Here is a 16,455-nt window from a genome sequence, read left to right as displayed (position 1 = left end):
CGCTGCGGTGTCAGTCTTGGAAGTACTCGATTTTGGCGCCGATGGTGTTGAGCCGCTCGGCGAGGTCCTCGTAACCGCGTTCAATGACGTAGATGTTGCGCAGCTCGGACACGCCGCGGGCCGCGAGCATGGCCAGCAGCAGGCAGGCAGCCGGACGCAGCGCGGGCGGGCAGCCCACCTCCGCGGCACGCCATCGGGTGGGGCCGTTGACGTAAATCCGGTGCGGGTCCAGCAGCTGCACCCGGGCACCGAGCTTGTTCAGCTCCGTCAGGTAGATGGCGCGGTTCTCGTAAACCCAGTCGTGGATCATGGTCTGGCCCTCGGCGTTGCCGGCGATCACCGCGAAGAACGGCAGGTTGTCGATGTTCAGCCCGGGGAACGGCATCGGGTGGATCTTGTCCTCGGGCGCACGCAGCTCGGAGGGCTTGGTGGTCACGTCCACCAGCCGGGTGCGCCCGTTGCGTGCCATGTACTCGCCCGAGACCTCCAGTTGCTGGCCCATCTGCTCCAGCGTGGCCAGCTCGATCTCCATGAATTCGATGGGCACGCGGCGGATGGTCACCTCGGAGTTGGTGACGATGCCGGCGGTGATCAGGCTCATCGCCTCGATGGGGTCTTCCGAGGGGAAGTACTCGATGTCGACGTCAATTGTCGGTTTGCCGGTGATCTTCAGCGTGGTGGTCCCGACGCCGTCAATCTCCACGCCCAGCCGCTGCAGGTAGAAGCAGAGGTCCTGGACCATGTAGTTCGGGCTGGCGTTGCGGATGACCGTGGTGCCGCAGCGGTGGGCAGCCGCCATGATGGCGTTTTCGGTCACCGTGTCGCCGCGTTCGGTCAGGACGAAGGAGCGGTCGAGGTCGTCCGTGGGTGGCGCCTGCACGGAGTAGAAGCCTGAACTGGCCTCCACGGACAGGCCGAACTGCCGCAGTGCCTGCATGTGCGGCTCCACGGTGCGGATGCCCAGATCGCAGCCGCCGGCGTAGGGCAGCCGGTATTCATCCGTCTCATCAAGCAGCGGGCCCAGCAGCATGATGACGCTGCGGGTCCGGCGTGCGGCCTCGACGTCCATGGATGCCAGGTCGAGGTCCGCGGGACGGCGCAGGCGGAGGTCGTTGTCGTTGAGCCAGGTGCATTCGACCCCGATGCTGCTCAGAACCTCGACGATGCGGTTGACTTCCTCGATGCGGGCCAGCCGGCGCAGCGTCGTGGTGCCGCGGTTGATGAGGCTGGCGCAAAGAAGTGCCACCCCGGCGTTCTTGCTGGTGTTGACGTCAACGGAGCCCGAAAGCGTCCGGCCGCCCTCCACACGGAGGTGGGTCATTTGCGGTTTGCCGAGCTGGACGATGCTGCGGCCGAAGATCGTCTCCAGGCGCTGGATCATTTTCAGGCTTAGGTTTTGCTTGCCCTGTTCCATGCGGGCCACGGCGCTCTGGCTGGTGCCAAGTTCCGCGGCCAGCTGGCCCTGGGTCCACCCCTTCTGGCTGCGGGCGTCGCGGAGCAGAAGGCCGACGTGTTCAGCGGTCTGTTGAGTCATGGACAGAAATATATCAGATATGAGTTATTTCGTCGCCTCTTGAGATGACAATTGGAGCCAAACGCGCTTGACATACCCGTTACGCGCATAAACTTTCAGTAACGGGCCACAGCCGCGTGACAGAATCCGTGGAGGCGTCCGCGGCCCCAGTCAAGTGTCCGGCGCCTGCCTTGACCACGGCGCGGATCCGGGAGCAAGCTAGCGGTACCTGTTGCGGCCATTAGGGAACGGGAGGCCGCCATGTCCATTTTCAGCTCCGCTGCGCTGGCCAGGAGGCGCCCCCTCGGGCGCCGGGCCTCAGCGCTGCTGTCTTTCATGGTTGCGACCGCCGTGGGTTTTATCCCGGGACCGAGGCTCGACGACGGCGCGCCGCCGGCGCCCGAATCAACCGTCACCGAGGCCTCACCCAGGGCTTCCGCCACGCCCGGCGGCGCCCCGCAGGCGCAACCGCCCGCGCCCCGGCAGTCCCCGCAGCCGGCGGACCGGCAGCCCACGCAGCCGTCAGGGTCCGCCCCCGCCCTGCCCGGTAACGAACGCCCTGGCGAAGTGCTGCCCGGTAACGAAACCCCTGACGAAGCGCTGCTGGGCAACGACGTCTCCTGGCCGCAGTGCAGCGGCGACCTGCCTGACAACCCTGCGTTCGCGATTGTCGGGGTCAACAACGGGCTGGCGAACACCACGAACCCATGCCTCCACCAGCAGCTTGACTGGGCGGATGACTCGGCCGGCGGAACCGGCCAGCCACGGCTGGCGCTCTACGTGAACACGGCCAATCCGGGGCTGCGGGGCTCCTGGTGGCCGACGAACAACGAGTACGGCGGCGAGGTCGTGGCCAACCCGTACGGCACCTGCCACGGGCAGGAGGACGCTGCGTGCGCCTACATGTACGGGTACGCCAAGGCCTTCGACGACGCCTACCTCCGCACCATCTCCGAGCCTGGGACTTACCTCTGGTGGCTGGACGTGGAGACGGGCAACAGCTGGTCAGGCGACAGGAACGCGAACCGGGCAGACCTCGAAGGCATGGCCGACTTTTTCCACAGCATCGGCGCCAGGGTGGGCATCTACTCCTCCGCCCGGCAGTGGGGGCAGATCGTTGGCGAGGTGGGATCGGCCAGCAGCCTCTACTCGCTGCCAAGCTGGCTTGCCGGGGCGCACACTGCCGCCGAGGCCAACAGCATGTGCTCTGCGGCGCCCCTCACCGCCGGGGGCAACGTGGTCCTCACCCAGTTCGTGGCCGACGGCTTCGACCACAACCACTCCTGCATCTGAGGCCTGCCGGAACATCAGACCCGGGAACATTAGACTCGGCCCAATGGATCACACCTGCAGCGTCCGCCAGGCCGCGCCTGAAGACGCTGGGGCCCTGGCCCGGCTCCACCTGGAATGCTGGCGCGAAACGTATGCACACCTGCTTTCACCGGGCTTTATGGCCAGGCAGGGCGTGGAAGGGCGGCTTGCCATGTGGCGGCAACTCCTGGCCGGCCCCCATGCTGACCGGCAGTACGTAGCGGTCGACGGCGGGAAGCTGGTGGGATTTGCCGGCTCGCTTCCGCCCGAGGATGGGGTGCGGGAGCAGACCGAGCTCTGGGGCATCTATCTCCTCGCTTCCCACCATGGCAGGGGCCTGGGCCAGGCACTGCTCGATGCCGTGATCGGGAACGAAGCGGCTGCGCTGTGGGTCGCCGAGGCCAACCCGCGCGCCCAGGCCTTCTACCGGCGCAACGGCTTCCTCTTCACCGGCGCCAGGGACATGATCGAGGACTGGGAAGGGCTGCCCGAGGTCCGGATGGCGCGGCCTGCGGGTTAGGATCCCTCCAGCCACACCATGTTCCACGTACCGGCCCACAGCGCGGCGGCCACAGCGCCGACGGCAACCAGCACGCCACCGAGCACCACCCAGACGTCCAGCACACTGTAGGTGGACACGCGCGCCCAGGTCCGGCTGGCGCCGCCGAATCCGCGGGCCTCCATGGTCACGGCAAGCCGGGTGGCGCGGCGGATGGCTTGGACCAGGAGGCCGAAGCTCTGCCCCAGGGTGGCCCGCATCCGCTGCCACGGGTTGCCGCGCGATCCGACGCCGCGGGCGCGCCGGGCCATGCCGATGGTCTGCCATTCCTCGGCCATCAGCCCGACCAGCCGCATCGCGGCCAGCGTCCCAAGCACGAAACGATGCGGCAGCCGCGCCTTCTGGGCGAGGGCGTCCGCCAGGTCGGTGGGATCGGTGCAGCTCATCAGCAGCACCGCAGGCAGGGCGATGGCCAGGCCGCGCAGCAGAAAACCCAGCCCCAGCTGAAGGGAACCTTCGCTCATGGACCAGAGGCCGACGTCGAGCAGTATCCTTCCGCTGTCCGGCGCCAGGATGGAGGTGCTCCAGCCGCCCACGGCTGCGGCCAGGATCAGCGGCCAGCCGCGCTGCCACAGCAGCGAAAACGTCAACCCTGCCAGCGGAAAGACCAGCAGCTCGCACGCGAGCGCCACGGAAGCGGACATCCAGTCGATGGACAGCGCCAGGACCAGGGTGATCAGGAAGACCGCGGCGAATTTGGCCAGCGGATTGGCGCGCGTCAGCACGGCCCGGTTTCCGGCGATTGTCAGTGCGTCCCTCATGTCGCCGCCTGTTCTGACTTGGGTTCGCCGGGTCTGGGTTCGCCGGGTCTGGGCTCGGCGGGTCTTGGCTCGGGCCGTCCGCCGGAGCCCAGCCGCAGCTCGGTGCCGCCGAGCACATGGGTGAACTCCTCGTCGTGCGTCACGGACACGACGGCCGTGCCGGCATCGAGCAGCTCGGAAAGGAAGGAGGCAAGCTCCGCCCACGTGTTGGCGTCCTGGCCGAACGTGGGCTCATCCAGGACCAGCACCTGCGGGTGGGCGGCCAGGACAGTGGCCACGGACAGCCGGCGTTTCTCCCCGCCGGAGAGGGTGTACGGGTTGGCGTCCACGAGGTGCGTGAGGCGAAGGCGCTCCAGCAGCTCGTCGACGCGCTCTTCGCCGTGGCCGAGGTGGCGCGGGCCGAACTGCAGCTCGTCCAGGACGCGGCCGGTGACGAACTGGTGCTCGGGTTCCTGGAACACCGTGCCGATCCGGGCGATCAGCTGCTCGGCCCTCCACTTGTACGGGTCAATTCCGGCTCCGCCACTCAACTCCACAGTCGCGGAGACCTTGCCGTCCACCGGCGGCAGCAGCCCGGCGAGGGTCAGCGCAAAGGTGGACTTGCCGGCGCCGTTGGGACCCGTCACGGTCAGCGCCTCCCCCGCCCGGACCTGTGCCGTGACGTCCCGCAGCACGGGCTCGGGCGGTACGGAGCGGAAGCCGCGGCGCCGGGGCCGTTCGCGCGACACTGCGAGCTTTTCGGCGGCGAGCAGCAGCTGGCCGCCCTCAATGCCGGGGACACCGGCAGCCAGGCGGCGCCGGGTTTCGGGGACGTAGCCCGGGACCCAGACGCCGGCGGCGGTGAGCATCCCGCGGGCCTGCTCGAGGACCTCGTCCGGCGTCCCGTCGATCAGCACCGCGCCGTTAGCGGCAGACCCCGGCTGCAGGACCACGATGCGGTCCACCAGATCTTTCCAGGCCGCGACCCGGTGCTCCACCACCACCATTGTGGCCCCGGTCTTGTCGAGGCAGCGGCCCACGGCGTCCCGGACCTCCAGGACGCCGGCGGGGTCGAGGTTCGCGGTCGGCTCGTCCAGCAGGATGAGTCCCGGACGCATCGCCAGGATGCCGGCGAGCGCCAGGCGCTGCTTCTGGCCGCCGGACAGGGCCGACGTCGGGTGGTTCAGCGGCAGGTGCGACAGTCCGACGTCGTCCAGTGCCTCATGCACGCGGCGCCAGATCTCGTCGCGGGGCACCGAGAGGTTCTCGGCACCAAAGGCGACGTCGTCGCCCAGGCGGGAGAGCACCACCTGCGTTTCCGGGTCCTGCTGCATGAGTCCGGCACGGCCCCGTTGCGCGCGCGGGGGCGCGCCGTCGATGAGCAGCTCGCCGCTCTCATCCGCGTCGTCGCGGTCCGCTGCCCCGGCATCAAGGGTCCCGGCGCCGGACGTGGGACTGCTGCCGGCGTCGCTGTCTCCCAGCACACCGGCCAGGGCGTGGAGCAGCGTGGACTTGCCGGCCCCTGACGGGCCCAGCAGCAGCACCCGTTCGCCGGGGCGGATGTCCAAGTCCAGGGCGTGGACGGCGGGCTTGGTGCGGCCGGCGTGGCGCCAGCCCCACCCGCGGGCGTGTACCGCGGCGGGGCGGACGGCGCCGTCGTGGGATGAGGGCATCAGCTGAAGACGGGCTCCGTAGCTGCCTTGCGGGAGGCGAAGGAACTCAGCACGCCGGTCTTGGCCAGGCCGCGGGTGGCGATCCAGGACAGGGCACCGGCGATGATCGCGCCGGAGATGGACGTGAAGATGATGTACGCGAGCTTGTCGCCGGCGGTGTAGGCGATGTTCCAGCCCCACGGCGCAAAGGAGTCGTTGAGGCCGCAGAACAGCCCGGCGCCGGCGCCCGCAAGCAGCGAAGCCGGGAGGTTGAACTTCCGGTACACCAGGGCGGCGAACACGAGCTCCGCGCCCAGGCCCTGGAGGATGCCGGAGATGAGCACCGTGGTGCCGTACTGCGAGCCCATGAGGAGCTCGCCCGTGGCCGCCACCGTTTCGCAGAACAGGGCCGCGCCGGGCTTGCGGATAATGAGCATGCCCAGGACCGCCGGAATCATCCAGCCGCCGGCATACAGGCCAGTCAGCGGCGGGTAGACGGCGTTGACCGGGGTGGAGATGAGGTTGGCACCCTGGGACCAGGCCCAGAAGATCACGCCGCCGGCAACGGCGATGAGCGCCGCCACTACGATGTCGGCCACGCGCCAGTTGTAGCTGGTTTTCTTGATTGCTGCAGTTGTCATGATGGTCCTCCTGAGGAACAGGAGGGGAAAGCGTTCCCCCGGCTGCCGGTGGCTTGGCCACTAACTGCCGGGCACTTTGAGAACTCGACTCCCTTGCGCCGGTACTAGCCGGATCAGGTTCGAGGGTCTGCGGCGGTCCGCACTCTCAGCGCCCGTCCGCGGCTGCACTGGCAAATGCCTCTGCATCCCGACGGCGGCGCTCCCCTGTCGTGATAAATCTGCCCTTGTGGGCTGGTCCAGTTTACACCTCGGCGCGCCCGGAAAGCCGGGGCCGCCGTCACAATCCTGAAGTCTTCCTGCGCCGCCGGGACAGCCGTCCGGAGTACATTTGGGCCATGACGCTACAGGACTCCGGCAGCACTGCCTTGCCCGCCTTTGACCCCGATGCCTCCGAGGACCAGCCGGCGGGATCCCTGGAAGCCCTGATCGGTCAGATCGAGGGCGAAATCGCCGAACTGCAGTTCCCGAGGTTCAGCAAGGACGATGCACTGGCGCTGGGCCTGGAACTGGTGGAACGCGGCAAGGAGGACAACCTGCCCATCGCCATCGACATCACCAAGGGCGAACAGGTCCTCTTCCACGTTGCGCTCGAGGGCGCCACCCCGGACAACGAGGGCTGGGTGCGGGCCAAGCAACGGACTGCCGTGCGCTACGAGGAGCCCTCGCTGCTGGTGGGCCTGCGCGGCAGGCTGGGCGGCGGACGGATCGAGGACAACGCCTGGTTCGACCAGTCAACCTACGCGGCCCACGGCGGAGCCTTCCCCATCTATGTGCGGGGTGTCGGAGCGGTGGCCGTGGTCACGGTGTCAGGACTGCCGCAGAAGGCGGACCACGACCTCGTGGTGCAGGCGTTGCGGGAAATCCACCGGTCCATGCGCCTGGGCTAGCGTTTCATGCGGATAGGCTAGGGAAAGACCAGTGTTCATCACGCGAGGAGTTCCGGAATGAGTTTCTTCATCAAGCTGCTTGGCACGGGCATCAGCCTGCTGGCCGGGTTCGCCGGCACCAAGGCCGTCGATACCATCTGGGAAAAAGTCACGGGCCGGAAACCCCCCAAGGGCGACAAGGACGACGTCCCCACCACGCTGCGCACAGCCCTGACGTTCGCCCTCGTCTCCGCGTCTGTGAGCGCGGTCATCCAGGTGCTGGCCAACCGCGGCACCCAGCGGGCCATCACCCGGTTCGCGAAGACCCAGGACATCGTCTAGCGCCGCCACCGGCCAAACCGGGGATCCATTCAGTCGTCGACCCACTCCAGCAGGTCGCCGGGCTGGCAGCCGAGCACCTTGCACATGGCCTCCAGCGTGCTGAAGCGCACGGCCTTGGCGCGCCCGTTCTTCAGCACGGCCACGTTTGCCGGCGTCAGGCCAACCCGGTCCGCGAACTCCCCCACGCTCATCTTGCGCTTGGCCAGTTCGACGTCGATGCGTACCACGATGGGCATCAGATCACTGCTTCCATGTCGGTCCGCAGTGCCGTGGCCTGCCGCAGCAGCGCGCGCATCACCACCATGAGCAGGCCGAGGACAGCTCCGCCGACCAGCATCAGCATCAGGAGCATCGGCACCCCGGGATCATCCGCGTTCAGCACGATGTAGATGAAGACGCCGAGCAGGAGGATCCAGGCGGTGAGCGTTGCCCACACAATCGCGTCCACCCAGGCCAGGGCTGCCCCGCTGAAGATGCGGTCCCGCTTGACCATGGTGAGGAGCTTCCAGGTGCTGACGATCACCACCTGCACGCAGGCCACCTCCACCACCGCGAAGACGGTCAGCGGCCACTGCAGAGGCGCATCGGCGGGATTCTCCTGCGCCATGTGGGCAAACTGCCCCGGCAGGGACAGGGTCTGGAACACCACCAGCAGGGCAAAGGCCATGACCAGCAGGATCCGAAGCGCGGTTACCGCCAGGTTTGTCTTGTACATGGATCGAGTATCGCTGGTTTCCTATCGATTTTCAATCGTTGGAATCGCGGATGCCGTCGTCCTCTTCAGATTCACGGGCCGCCGTGGCGGCCTTCACCACCACGGCCTCCAGCTCATCGCTGCTGAGCAGCTCCTTGTGGAGGTGCTTGGTGCGGTAGCCGGCGCGGCCCACCATGTGGGCCGAGACCGGCACGGTGAGCAGCTGGAAGATCCAGGCCACGAGCAGCACGGGCCACACCCACCAGGTGCGCAGCTGCAGACCCACCGCGGCCAGCAGCAGGAACAGTCCGAGCACCTGGGGTTTCGTGGCGGCGTGCATGCGGCTCATCAGGTCCGGGAAGCGGAGCAGGCCGATTGCGGCGGCGAGGGACATCAGCGCGCCCACCACCATGAAGACGGCCGACACAGCATCGATCACGGCATCCACGGCGTTCGGTTCAGGACTCATTGGGCTGCTCCCGCCTGTCGGCCACGAAGCGTGCCACCGTCACCGAGCCGATGAATCCGATGACGGACACGGCCACCACCAGCATCAGGTTGTTCAGGTGCCGGTTCACAGCCATGTCAATGCACAGCGCGGCCCCCAGGATGGCAAGCAGCACGTCCGCCGCGAGTACCCGGTCCAGCAGTGACGGGCCTCGGGCGATGCGGATGATCGCGCCTGCGGCGGCGAGGGCCAGCGCCACAGCCGTGACGGTGAGGACCAGCTCCATCATGCGCCAACCTCCTGCTTCAGGGCGGCAAGCTCTTCCTTCGTTCCCATGATCCGGATGAGCCCCGCCTCGGTGTCCCGGACTTCCTTGCGCAGTTTGAGCACGTCGTCCCCGTTCCGCACATTGAGTCCGTGGATGTAGAGGGTTGAGGTGGACCTGTCCACCTCAACCACCAGTGACCCCGGGATCAGGGAGATCACGTGGCCGGTCGCCGTCACCATCAGGTCCGAATGGCTGCGCAACGGAACGGCGACGACGGCGTTGGTCACCTTGGGCCCCTGGGCCACCGCCAGGTAGAACACCTGGCAGCTGGCGGCCACCACCCTGCCGAGGAACACCACTGCGAACGGAACGGCCTTCAGCACGTTGAAGCGGCCGCTCAGCTCCACCGGCGGCAGGTAGAACAGGCGCGCCACCGCAACCGCCAGCAGGGCGCCGAAGAGCAGGTTGCCGGGGCTGAAGTCCTGCCAGAGTGCTCCCCAGACGATGACCAGCCAGACCAACAGCGGCAGTTCCTGCCGCAGGGACACCCTTTGCCGGCTCACTTTCCGCCTCCGCTCAGCGCCAGGGCCGGGACGGGCGCGCCGTCACCGAGCACCGCCTGGATGTAGGCGGACCTGTCCAGCATGGCCGCGGCGGACTGGTCCGCCACCTGGAAGAGAGGTCCTGCGAAGACCGTGAGCGCCACACCCAGCACCACCAGGCCCAGCGTGGACCCGACCATGGTCCGGGGCAGGAGGCGCACCGCCGCCGTGCCGCTTTCCGGGGCGGGGACCGCCAGGAGCACCGGGTCGGGGTGCTCCGCGTCCTCGGCCTTGCGCCAGAAAGCACGGTTCCACACCCGGGCGACGGCCAGGAGGGTCAGGAGGCTCGTCAGCACGCCGCCGATCACCAGTGCGTAGGCCAGCGGGGTTCCCAGTCCGATGCCGGCCTGGATCAGGCCGAGCTTGCCCAGGAAGCCCGAGAACGGCGGGATGCCGGCCAGGTTCATGGCGGGCACGAAGAACAGCAGGGCCAGCAGCGGGGACAGTTTGGCCAGCCCGGCGAGCCGGTCCACCGAGGAGCTGCCGCCCCGGCGCTCAATCAGCCCGGTGACCAGGAAGAGGCTGGTCTGGATGGTGATGTGGTGCGCCACGTAAAACACGGCAGCAGCGAGGCCGGCCACGGAGGACATCGCCAGGCCGAACACCATGTAGCCGATGTGGCTGACCAGGGTGAAGGACAGCAGACGCTTGATATCGCTCTGCGCGAGGGCACCCAGGATGCCGACCACCATGGTCAGCAGCGCCACCACCATCAGCGGCGTGTTGAGGCTGTCGCCGGGGAACAGCAGGGTTTCCGTGCGGACCATGGCGTAAACGCCCACTTTGGTCAGCAGGCCGGCGAACACGGCAGTGACCGGGGCCGGCGCGGTGGGGTACGAGTCCGGAAGCCAGAAGGACAAGGGGAAGACGGCGGCCTTGATGCCGAAGGCCACCAGCAGCATGACGTGCAGGAGCGTCTTGGTTCCCTGGTCCAGTTCCGACAGCTTGATGGCCAGGTCCGCCATGTTGATGGTGCCGGTCGCGCCGTAGACCATGGCAATGGCAATCAGGAACAGCACCGACGACACCACCGAGACCACCACGTAGGTGACGCCCGCACGGATGCGCGGACCTGTGCCGCCGAGGGTCATCAGCACATAGCTTGCCGTCAGCAGGATCTCGAAGCCGACGTAGAGGTTGAACAGGTCCCCGGAGAGGAACGCGTTGGAGACCCCGGCCACGAGGATCAGGTACGTGGGGTGGAAGATCGATACCGGGGCGTCCTGGTCGCCGTCGGCCATGCCCTGGCCGGTGGCGTACACGAGGACGGCGAGGCTCACCGCGGAGGACACCACGAGCATGAGCGACGAGAACTGGTCCACCACCAGGACGATCCCCCACGGGGGCACCCAGCCGCCGATGTTCACCGCCGCCGTGCCGCCGTTCCAGACCGAGGCCAGGAGCAGGCATTCCAGCAGCAGGGTCAGCGAGAGCAGGCCAATGCTTACGGCGCGCTGGGCGCGGGAGTGCCGGATCAGCACGAACGTCAGCGCCGCGCCCAGGATGGGAAGTACGACGGCGAGCGGGGCAAGGCTTGCGAGGTTCACTTCGCCCCTCCATCCATGTCGGTGTCTGAGTCTCTCTCCGGGCCGGTGATGTTGGCGGATCCCGGTTTCTCCTCCAGCGCCGCGTGCTCCGCCAGGAGGGTCCGGCCGCCGGCCTCGACAGTGGCCGCCGGCTCTGCCGCGGCGGAGCCGTCCGGTCCGCGCATGGGCAACGGGAACTCCGAGGTTTCCACGGGGATGACGGCGTCGTCCTCCGCATCGAAGCTGGGGGTTTCGGCCACGCGGCGGTCCTCGATGTCGTCCTGGATGTCGTCCTGGCGGGCAAGCACCCAGGTCCGGTAGATGATGCCCAGCATGAACGCGGTCACCGCGAAGGAAATGACGATGGACGTCAGTATCAGTGCCTGCGGCAGGGGGTCGTTGTACGCCGCGGGGTCCGTGTCCTTGCTGAAGAAGGGGGCCAGCCCGGCATAGCCGCCGGTGGCGAGGATCAGCAGGTTGGTGGCGTTGGCCAGCAGCATCAGCCCCAGCAGCACACGGGTGAGGCTGCGTTCCAGGATCAGGTAGATGCCGCAGGCGTAGAGCGCACCCATGACGGTGAGCAGGGTCAGGTTCACTGTCATGCGGTGCCGCCTCGGGTTGATCCGGCCGGGATGCCGCCGGGCACCGGTTCGCTGCCCTCGTCGCCGGCCTCTGCGTCCTGCGCGTCGTGTGCTTCCTGCACGTCCTGGTGCAGGGGACGCTCTTCAAAGTGCTCGTCGATTTCGGCGCCAAGGCTGCGGAGCACATCCAGCACCAGGCCGACGACGACGATGTAGACGCCAATGTCGAAGATGGTGGAGGTGACGAACTTGATGTCGCCAAAGACCGGCAGCCAGAACTCGATGATGGCGCTCTGGAACACCTGGCCGCCCAGCAAAACGGGCGCGGCGCCGGACAACGCGGCCGTCGCAAGGCCGATCCCAAGCAGCGTGCCCGCGCTGATAGGGGTGGCTTCCCGCAGTTCGAAGCGGCCGCCCGCAAGGTAGCGCAGGGTGAGGGCCAGTCCGGCCATGAGGCCGCCGGCGAAGCCGCCGCCGGGAAGGTTGTGGCCGGCAAGCAGCAGGTAGAGCGAGAAGATGATCATCGAGTGGAAGACCAGCCGGGTGACCACTTCGAAGATGATGGAGCGGCGCTCCGGTGCCAGGGTTCGCCCGGCAACGAGCCACGGGTCCCGCGCGGACGCGGCAAACTTCCGGGTCAGCGCCAGTGCGGCGCCGTCCCTTGACGATTTGTCGACGCCGTGGCGGCGGCCCACGGTCCCCTCGGCCACCGCGGACGCCGTGCGCAGCCGGTCGCCGCGGCCCCGGACGAAGATGAGGCTTGCCACGCCGGTCGCGGCCAGCGCCAGCACGGAGATCTCGCCGAAGGTGTCCCACGCGCGGATGTCCACCAGGGTGACGTTGACGATGTTGAGCCCGCCGCCGCCCTCGTAGGCCAGCTTGGGGAACTCGAGGGAGACGGGCGTGGCGAGGCGGGCGCCCATGGCGTGGATGGCGGCGAAGACCATGGTGGCGCCGAAGGACAGGCCGATGATCACGCGGACCACCCGGTACTTGCCCCGGGTGCGGTCCCGCAGCTCTGCTGGCAGGCTGCGCATGGCCAGCACGAACGCCACCAGGATGATGGTCTCGACGAGCATCTGCGTCAGGGCCAGGTCAGGGGCGCCCTGCAGCGCGAACATCAGCGCGATGCCGTAACCGGTGACGGAAACCATGAGCACGGCAAGGAAGCGCTTGTTGGCCCGGACGGCGGCGAGTGCCCCGATCACGATCCCGGCGCCCGCCACCAGCTGCAGGGGCGAGTTGGGGTCGACGAAATACAACCCTTCGGGAAGAGGCTTGTTCGCCGCGATCAGCGCGGACAGGGGCAGCACGAAGGCAACGCTGAGGATCACGGCCAGGTAGAAATACAGCGAACCACGCTGCGTGCGTCCGGTGATCCACACGGCGACGTCGTCCAGCGCGCCTATGGTGAGCTGGTAGCCGCGGTCGGCGTCGAACCACGGCGGAACGGCGCTCTGGATCCGGTCCACCACCGCCCGTCCGTAGAACATAGCCGCGCCGGCGGCGAACGTGATGGCCGTCAGGCCCAAGGCAGGGGTCAGCCCGTGCCACAGCGCGAGGTGCCCTGCGGCACCCGCCGCAGTAGCGGCGTCGCGCGTTCCCTCGGTAAACAGTGCCGCGTAGGGCTGGATCCAGGCATCCACCGGAACCGGCCACAGGCCGTAAACGATGGTGAGGACGCTCAGGACCGCAGGGGCCGCCAGGAAGGAGGGCCGGATGGCCTTGAACGGGGTGCGCTCGACGCCCGGTTTTACGGCGAAGGCGCCCCACATGAAGCGCGCGCTGTAGGCGAACGTCAGCACGGAGCCGAGCACCACGCCCGCCAGGACCACTGCGCCCCAGGGGCCGTAGCCGGGCGCGGCGGCGAAGTGCACGAATGCTTCAAGGACCGACTCTTTCGCCACGAAGCCGCCCAGCAGCGGGATGCCGGCCATGGAGGCGGCGCCGATGCCGGCCACGATGCCGAGGGCCCGGGAGGAGCGGAAAACGCCCGAAAGCTTGCGGATGTCGCGCGTGCCGGACTGGTGGTCGATGATGCCCACCACGAGGAAGAGCGTGGCTTTGAAGAGCCCGTGTGCCAGCAGCATGGCGAGCCCGGCCAGCGCGGCGTCGGGCTTTCCGAGCCCCACCACCATGGTGATGAAGCCCAGCTGGCTCACGGTGCCGTAAGCGAGGATGAGCTTGATGTCCGTCTGGCGCAGTGCCCTGTAGCCGCCCACCAGCATGGTGGCGAGCCCGAGCCCGAGGACCATCGGCAGCCAGTACGCGGTGTCCGTGAAACCCGGCGCTAGCCGCGCCACGATGTACACCCCCGCTTTCACCATCGCGGCGGCGTGCAGGTACGCGCTCACGGGCGTTGGCGCGGCCATGGCGCCCGGAAGCCAGAAGTGGAAGGGAACCAGCGCGGATTTGGTTACCGCGCCGATCAGGACGAGGACGACGGCGGCGCCCACGGCTCCCGCCGCCGGTCCGGAGACCAGCCCGGGTGCCTGGTCCAGGATGGCGGAAATGCGGTAAGTGCCGGCGCTGGCGCCGAGCATGATCAGGCCGACGAGCATGGCCAGTCCGCCGGCGGTGGTGACCATGAGTGCCTGCAGCGCGGAGCGGCGGGCGGCAAGCCTCGTCCGTGCATAGCCGATCAGGAGGTAGGACAGGACCGTGGTGAGTTCCCAGAAGATGAACATCATCAGCAGGTCATCCGCGGTGACCAGCCCGAACATCGCCCCGGCGAATGCCAGAAGCTGGGCGCCGAACCCGCCGAGGTAGCTGTCCTTGTCCTTGAAGTACCGTGCGCAATAGACCAGCACCAGGGCGCCCACACCCAGGACCAGCAGCGACATGACCCACGCCAGGGCGTCCATGCGGAAGGCGAATTCGATGCCGAGGCTTGGAATCCACGGGACGGTTTCGGCGGGGGTGCCGGCACCGTAGACGGCGGCGTGCTGGAACAGGAGCCACACGAACGAACCGGCGGGTACCGCGGCCAGCGCATAGAACGCGTTGCGGCCGAACTTCCGGAAGATGAACGGCGCCACAGCGGCCACCGCGAAGTGCACGGCAAGGACTGTGATCACTGGTATCTCCGCAAAGTCAGAATTCGGTTATCAAAAGTTGGAGCAGGCGGTCATTCGTTGGGTTCGGTCCCGACAGTTTATCAAGGGGGCGCTGAGAGTTTTCCCCGCCTTGGCGGCCCGCAGGGCAACTTTCGCCAGTCTGCGGGAGAGTTTCCGTTCCCTGTTCGCCACGGGCGGATAGCATCGGCGTATGAACACCGCAGCCGCATCCGAGGCAACGCAGCCGCCGTCGGAACTTGAAGCTGGGCCCCGGGTGTCCAGCAAGGGCCGCGTTCTGGCCTGGGCAGCCTGGGACTGGGGGTCCGCAGCGTTCAACGCGGTCATGACGACGTTCGTCTTCACGGTCTACCTGACCTCCCAGGCGTTCGGCGGCGGAGACCGGGCGTCGGCGGTGCTCGGCGGAGCGCTGGCCATTGCCGGGGCGGCCATCGCCCTGCTGGCCCCGGTCACGGGCCAGCGGTCCGATACCGGGGGCCGCCGCAAGCTGTGGCTGGGAGTGAACACGGCCGCCGTCGCCGTCCTGACGGCACTGTGCTTCTTCGTGTTTCCGCGGCCCGAGTTCCTCCTGCTCGGAGTGTCCCTGATCGCCCTGGCCAACGTGTTCTTCGAGTTCGCAGGCGTCAACTACAACGCCATGCTGGCGCAGATTTCCACGCCCCGGAACATCGGAAAGGTCAGCGGGTTCGGCTGGGGCATGGGCTACCTCGGCGGCATCGTGGCGCTGCTCATCGTGCTCCAGCTCTTCGTGCAGCCGCGCTTCGACTGGTTCGGTGCTTCCACGCAGGACAGCCTCAACATCCGGCTGGTGGCGGTGTTCTCCGCCCTGTGGTTCTTTCTCTTCGCGCTGCCGGTGATGTTCGCGGTCCCTGAGCTGCCGAAGCCGAAACGCGCAGCGAGCCTCGGGTTCCTGGCGTCGTACGGGCTGCTGGCGCGCAGGATCAAGGCGATCTACCGGACCAGCCCGCACACCATCTTCTTCCTGCTGGCCAGCGCCATCTTCCGGGACGGGCTGGCGGCGGTCTTCACCTTCGGCGGAATCATCGCGGCCGGCACCTTCGGCTTCGCACTGCCGCAGGTCATCTTCTTCGCCATCTTCGGCAACATCGTGGCGGCCGTGGGCGCGATCATCGGCGGCTTCCTGGACGACAGGGTGGGGCCCAAGGCCGTGATTATCAGCTCCCTAACCGGCCTGCTGGTCGCCGGGACGATGATCCTGGTGCTGGGTAACGACAAGCACACATTCTTCGGCCTGCCTTGGTCCGGTTCCACGACGTTCTGGGTTTTCGGCCTGTTCCTTTGCCTGTTCGTCGGCCCCGCCCAGTCCTCCTCGCGCGCCTATCTCGCCAGGCTCGCCCCGCAGGGCGAATCCGGCGAGCTGTTCGGCCTGTACGCGACCACCGGCCGCGCCGTCAGCTTCCTCGCACCTGCCCTGTTCACGCTGTGCATCACGGTTGCCACTCCCCTGGTGGCCCAGGGGGAAGCACAGCGCTGGGGCATCCTCGGCATCATGGTGGTGCTGCTGGCAGGGCTTCTGGTCCTCCTGCCCGTGAAGGCCCCGAGCGAGGCCGAGATCGCGGTGGTCCCGCAGTCCTAGGCCGGCCCTGAGCGCGAACGGTCCTTATGCCCCGGGCAGGG

The 16,455-nt window shown here is 67.9% G+C and carries 17 protein-coding genes and 1 riboswitch; of the genes, 5 read left to right on the top strand and 12 right to left on the bottom strand.

From position 1 onward, the window contains the following. Positions 1-10: 10 nt before the first annotated feature. Entirely contained in the window at positions 11-1,534 is a 1,524-nt protein-coding gene (locus AC57BR_RS16415; protein ID WP_496362407.1) for a UDP-N-acetylglucosamine 1-carboxyvinyltransferase, read from the bottom strand. Positions 1,535-1,774: 240 nt separating this feature from the next. Here AC57BR_RS16415 and AC57BR_RS16410 point away from each other — a divergent pair, with 240 nt between their 5' ends. Both AC57BR_RS16410 and AC57BR_RS16405 read left to right on the top strand, forming a co-directional pair. Next, positions 1,775-2,806: a hypothetical protein gene (locus tag AC57BR_RS16410; protein WP_496362405.1), complete on the top strand. Its 1,032-nt coding sequence runs from the start codon at positions 1,775-1,777 to the stop codon at positions 2,804-2,806. A 43-nt stretch (positions 2,807-2,849) separates the two neighbouring features. Further along, positions 2,850-3,344: a GNAT family N-acetyltransferase gene (locus AC57BR_RS16405; RefSeq protein WP_496362403.1), complete on the top strand. Its 495-nt coding sequence runs from the start codon at positions 2,850-2,852 to the stop codon at positions 3,342-3,344. On the opposite strand, the gene AC57BR_RS16400 is transcribed toward AC57BR_RS16405, so the two are convergent. The 3 genes from AC57BR_RS16400 to AC57BR_RS16390 are packed head-to-tail and all read right to left on the bottom strand — an operon-like array spanning position 3,341 to position 6,416. Further along, positions 3,341-4,144 (bottom strand): energy-coupling factor transporter transmembrane component T family protein, encoded by an 804-nt coding sequence (locus tag AC57BR_RS16400; protein WP_496362401.1) that lies wholly within the window; start codon positions 4,142-4,144, stop codon positions 3,341-3,343. The genes AC57BR_RS16405 and AC57BR_RS16400 overlap by 4 nt on opposite strands. Then, positions 4,141-5,796, bottom strand: coding sequence for an ABC transporter ATP-binding protein (locus tag AC57BR_RS16395; protein ID WP_496362399.1), 1,656 nt, complete (start codon positions 5,794-5,796; stop codon positions 4,141-4,143). Before AC57BR_RS16395 ends, AC57BR_RS16400 begins: the two co-directional genes overlap by 4 nt. Continuing rightward, a complete protein-coding gene (locus AC57BR_RS16390) occupies positions 5,796-6,416 on the bottom strand; it encodes an ECF transporter S component (RefSeq protein WP_496362397.1) in 621 nt (206 codons plus the stop codon). The genes AC57BR_RS16395 and AC57BR_RS16390 overlap by 1 nt, the downstream gene beginning before the upstream one ends. Before the next feature lie 72 nt (positions 6,417-6,488). Then, positions 6,489-6,632: riboswitch (TPP riboswitch) on the bottom strand. 119 nt (positions 6,633-6,751) lie between these two features. Here AC57BR_RS16390 and AC57BR_RS16385 point away from each other — a divergent pair. Continuing rightward, positions 6,752-7,303 (top strand): heme-degrading domain-containing protein, encoded by a 552-nt coding sequence (locus AC57BR_RS16385; protein WP_496362395.1) that lies wholly within the window; start codon positions 6,752-6,754, stop codon positions 7,301-7,303. A gap of 57 nt (positions 7,304-7,360) precedes the next feature. Beyond that, positions 7,361-7,624 carry a DUF4235 domain-containing protein gene (locus AC57BR_RS16380; protein WP_003803257.1) on the top strand — a complete coding sequence of 88 codons (264 nt, stop codon included), beginning with the start codon at positions 7,361-7,363 and terminating at the stop codon, positions 7,622-7,624. A 29-nt stretch (positions 7,625-7,653) separates the two neighbouring features. On the opposite strand, the gene AC57BR_RS16375 is transcribed toward AC57BR_RS16380, so the two are convergent. The 8 genes from AC57BR_RS16375 to AC57BR_RS16340 are packed head-to-tail and all read right to left on the bottom strand — an operon-like array spanning position 7,654 to position 14,820. Then, positions 7,654-7,860: a helix-turn-helix domain-containing protein gene (locus AC57BR_RS16375; RefSeq protein WP_496362392.1), complete on the bottom strand. Its 207-nt coding sequence runs from the start codon at positions 7,858-7,860 to the stop codon at positions 7,654-7,656. After that, the gene (locus tag AC57BR_RS16370) at positions 7,860-8,339 is read right to left on the bottom strand and encodes a DUF2975 domain-containing protein (RefSeq protein WP_496362390.1); all 480 of its coding nucleotides are present in this window, start codon (positions 8,337-8,339) and stop codon (positions 7,860-7,862) included. The genes AC57BR_RS16375 and AC57BR_RS16370 overlap by 1 nt, the downstream gene beginning before the upstream one ends. 31 nt (positions 8,340-8,370) lie before the next feature. Then, positions 8,371-8,787, bottom strand: a complete 417-nt coding sequence (gene mnhG / locus AC57BR_RS16365) for a monovalent cation/H(+) antiporter subunit G (protein ID WP_496362388.1) — start codon at positions 8,785-8,787, stop codon at positions 8,371-8,373. Then, complete coding sequence (locus tag AC57BR_RS16360; RefSeq protein ID WP_314194345.1) at positions 8,777-9,055, bottom strand: MrpF/PhaF family protein; 279 nt, start codon at positions 9,053-9,055, stop codon at positions 8,777-8,779. The genes mnhG and AC57BR_RS16360 overlap by 11 nt, the downstream gene beginning before the upstream one ends. Further along, positions 9,052-9,597, bottom strand: a complete 546-nt coding sequence (locus tag AC57BR_RS16355; RefSeq protein WP_496362386.1) for a Na+/H+ antiporter subunit E — start codon at positions 9,595-9,597, stop codon at positions 9,052-9,054. Before AC57BR_RS16355 ends, AC57BR_RS16360 begins: the two co-directional genes overlap by 4 nt. Next, positions 9,594-11,183: a Na+/H+ antiporter subunit D gene (locus AC57BR_RS16350; RefSeq protein WP_496362384.1), complete on the bottom strand. Its 1,590-nt coding sequence runs from the start codon at positions 11,181-11,183 to the stop codon at positions 9,594-9,596. The genes AC57BR_RS16355 and AC57BR_RS16350 overlap by 4 nt, the downstream gene beginning before the upstream one ends. Then, positions 11,180-11,764, bottom strand: coding sequence for a Na(+)/H(+) antiporter subunit C (locus AC57BR_RS16345; protein ID WP_496362382.1), 585 nt, complete (start codon positions 11,762-11,764; stop codon positions 11,180-11,182). The genes AC57BR_RS16350 and AC57BR_RS16345 overlap by 4 nt, the downstream gene beginning before the upstream one ends. Next, complete coding sequence (locus tag AC57BR_RS16340) at positions 11,761-14,820, bottom strand: Na+/H+ antiporter subunit A (protein ID WP_496362380.1); 3,060 nt, start codon at positions 14,818-14,820, stop codon at positions 11,761-11,763. Before AC57BR_RS16340 ends, AC57BR_RS16345 begins: the two co-directional genes overlap by 4 nt. A gap of 190 nt (positions 14,821-15,010) precedes the next feature. Here AC57BR_RS16340 and AC57BR_RS16335 point away from each other — a divergent pair, with 190 nt between their 5' ends. Beyond that, a complete protein-coding gene (locus AC57BR_RS16335; protein ID WP_496362378.1) occupies positions 15,011-16,414 on the top strand; it encodes an MFS transporter in 1,404 nt (467 codons plus the stop codon). The last annotated feature ends 41 nt before the right edge of the window (positions 16,415-16,455 follow it).

This window comes from Arthrobacter sp. BGA-UO-ETr-C19 (genome assembly GCF_059568005.1).
Note: the sequence above shows the minus strand (reverse complement) of the source record. Positions and strands in the feature narration are given on the sequence as shown.

Bases quoted from the DNA above. Each gene is read 5' to 3' on its own strand.
- AC57BR_RS16415 (WP_496362407.1), bottom strand. From the start codon at position 1,534: ATGACTCAACAGACCGCTGAACACGTCGGCCTTCTGCTCCGCGACGCC.
- AC57BR_RS16410 (WP_496362405.1), top strand. From the start codon at position 1,775: ATGTCCATTTTCAGCTCCGCTGCGCTGGCCAGGAGGCGCCCCCTCGGG.
- AC57BR_RS16405 (WP_496362403.1), top strand. From the start codon at position 2,850: ATGGATCACACCTGCAGCGTCCGCCAGGCCGCGCCTGAAGACGCTGGG.
- AC57BR_RS16400 (WP_496362401.1), bottom strand. From the start codon at position 4,144: ATGAGGGACGCACTGACAATCGCCGGAAACCGGGCCGTGCTGACGCGC.
- AC57BR_RS16395 (WP_496362399.1), bottom strand. From the start codon at position 5,796: ATGCCCTCATCCCACGACGGCGCCGTCCGCCCCGCCGCGGTACACGCC.
- AC57BR_RS16390 (WP_496362397.1), bottom strand. From the start codon at position 6,416: ATGACAACTGCAGCAATCAAGAAAACCAGCTACAACTGGCGCGTGGCC.
- AC57BR_RS16385 (WP_496362395.1), top strand. From the start codon at position 6,752: ATGACGCTACAGGACTCCGGCAGCACTGCCTTGCCCGCCTTTGACCCC.
- AC57BR_RS16380 (WP_003803257.1), top strand. From the start codon at position 7,361: ATGAGTTTCTTCATCAAGCTGCTTGGCACGGGCATCAGCCTGCTGGCC.
- AC57BR_RS16375 (WP_496362392.1), bottom strand. From the start codon at position 7,860: ATGCCCATCGTGGTACGCATCGACGTCGAACTGGCCAAGCGCAAGATG.
- AC57BR_RS16370 (WP_496362390.1), bottom strand. From the start codon at position 8,339: ATGTACAAGACAAACCTGGCGGTAACCGCGCTTCGGATCCTGCTGGTC.
- mnhG (WP_496362388.1), bottom strand. From the start codon at position 8,787: ATGAGTCCTGAACCGAACGCCGTGGATGCCGTGATCGATGCTGTGTCG.
- AC57BR_RS16360 (WP_314194345.1), bottom strand. From the start codon at position 9,055: ATGATGGAGCTGGTCCTCACCGTCACGGCTGTGGCGCTGGCCCTCGCC.
- AC57BR_RS16345 (WP_496362382.1), bottom strand. From the start codon at position 11,764: ATGACAGTGAACCTGACCCTGCTCACCGTCATGGGTGCGCTCTACGCC.
- AC57BR_RS16335 (WP_496362378.1), top strand. From the start codon at position 15,011: ATGAACACCGCAGCCGCATCCGAGGCAACGCAGCCGCCGTCGGAACTT.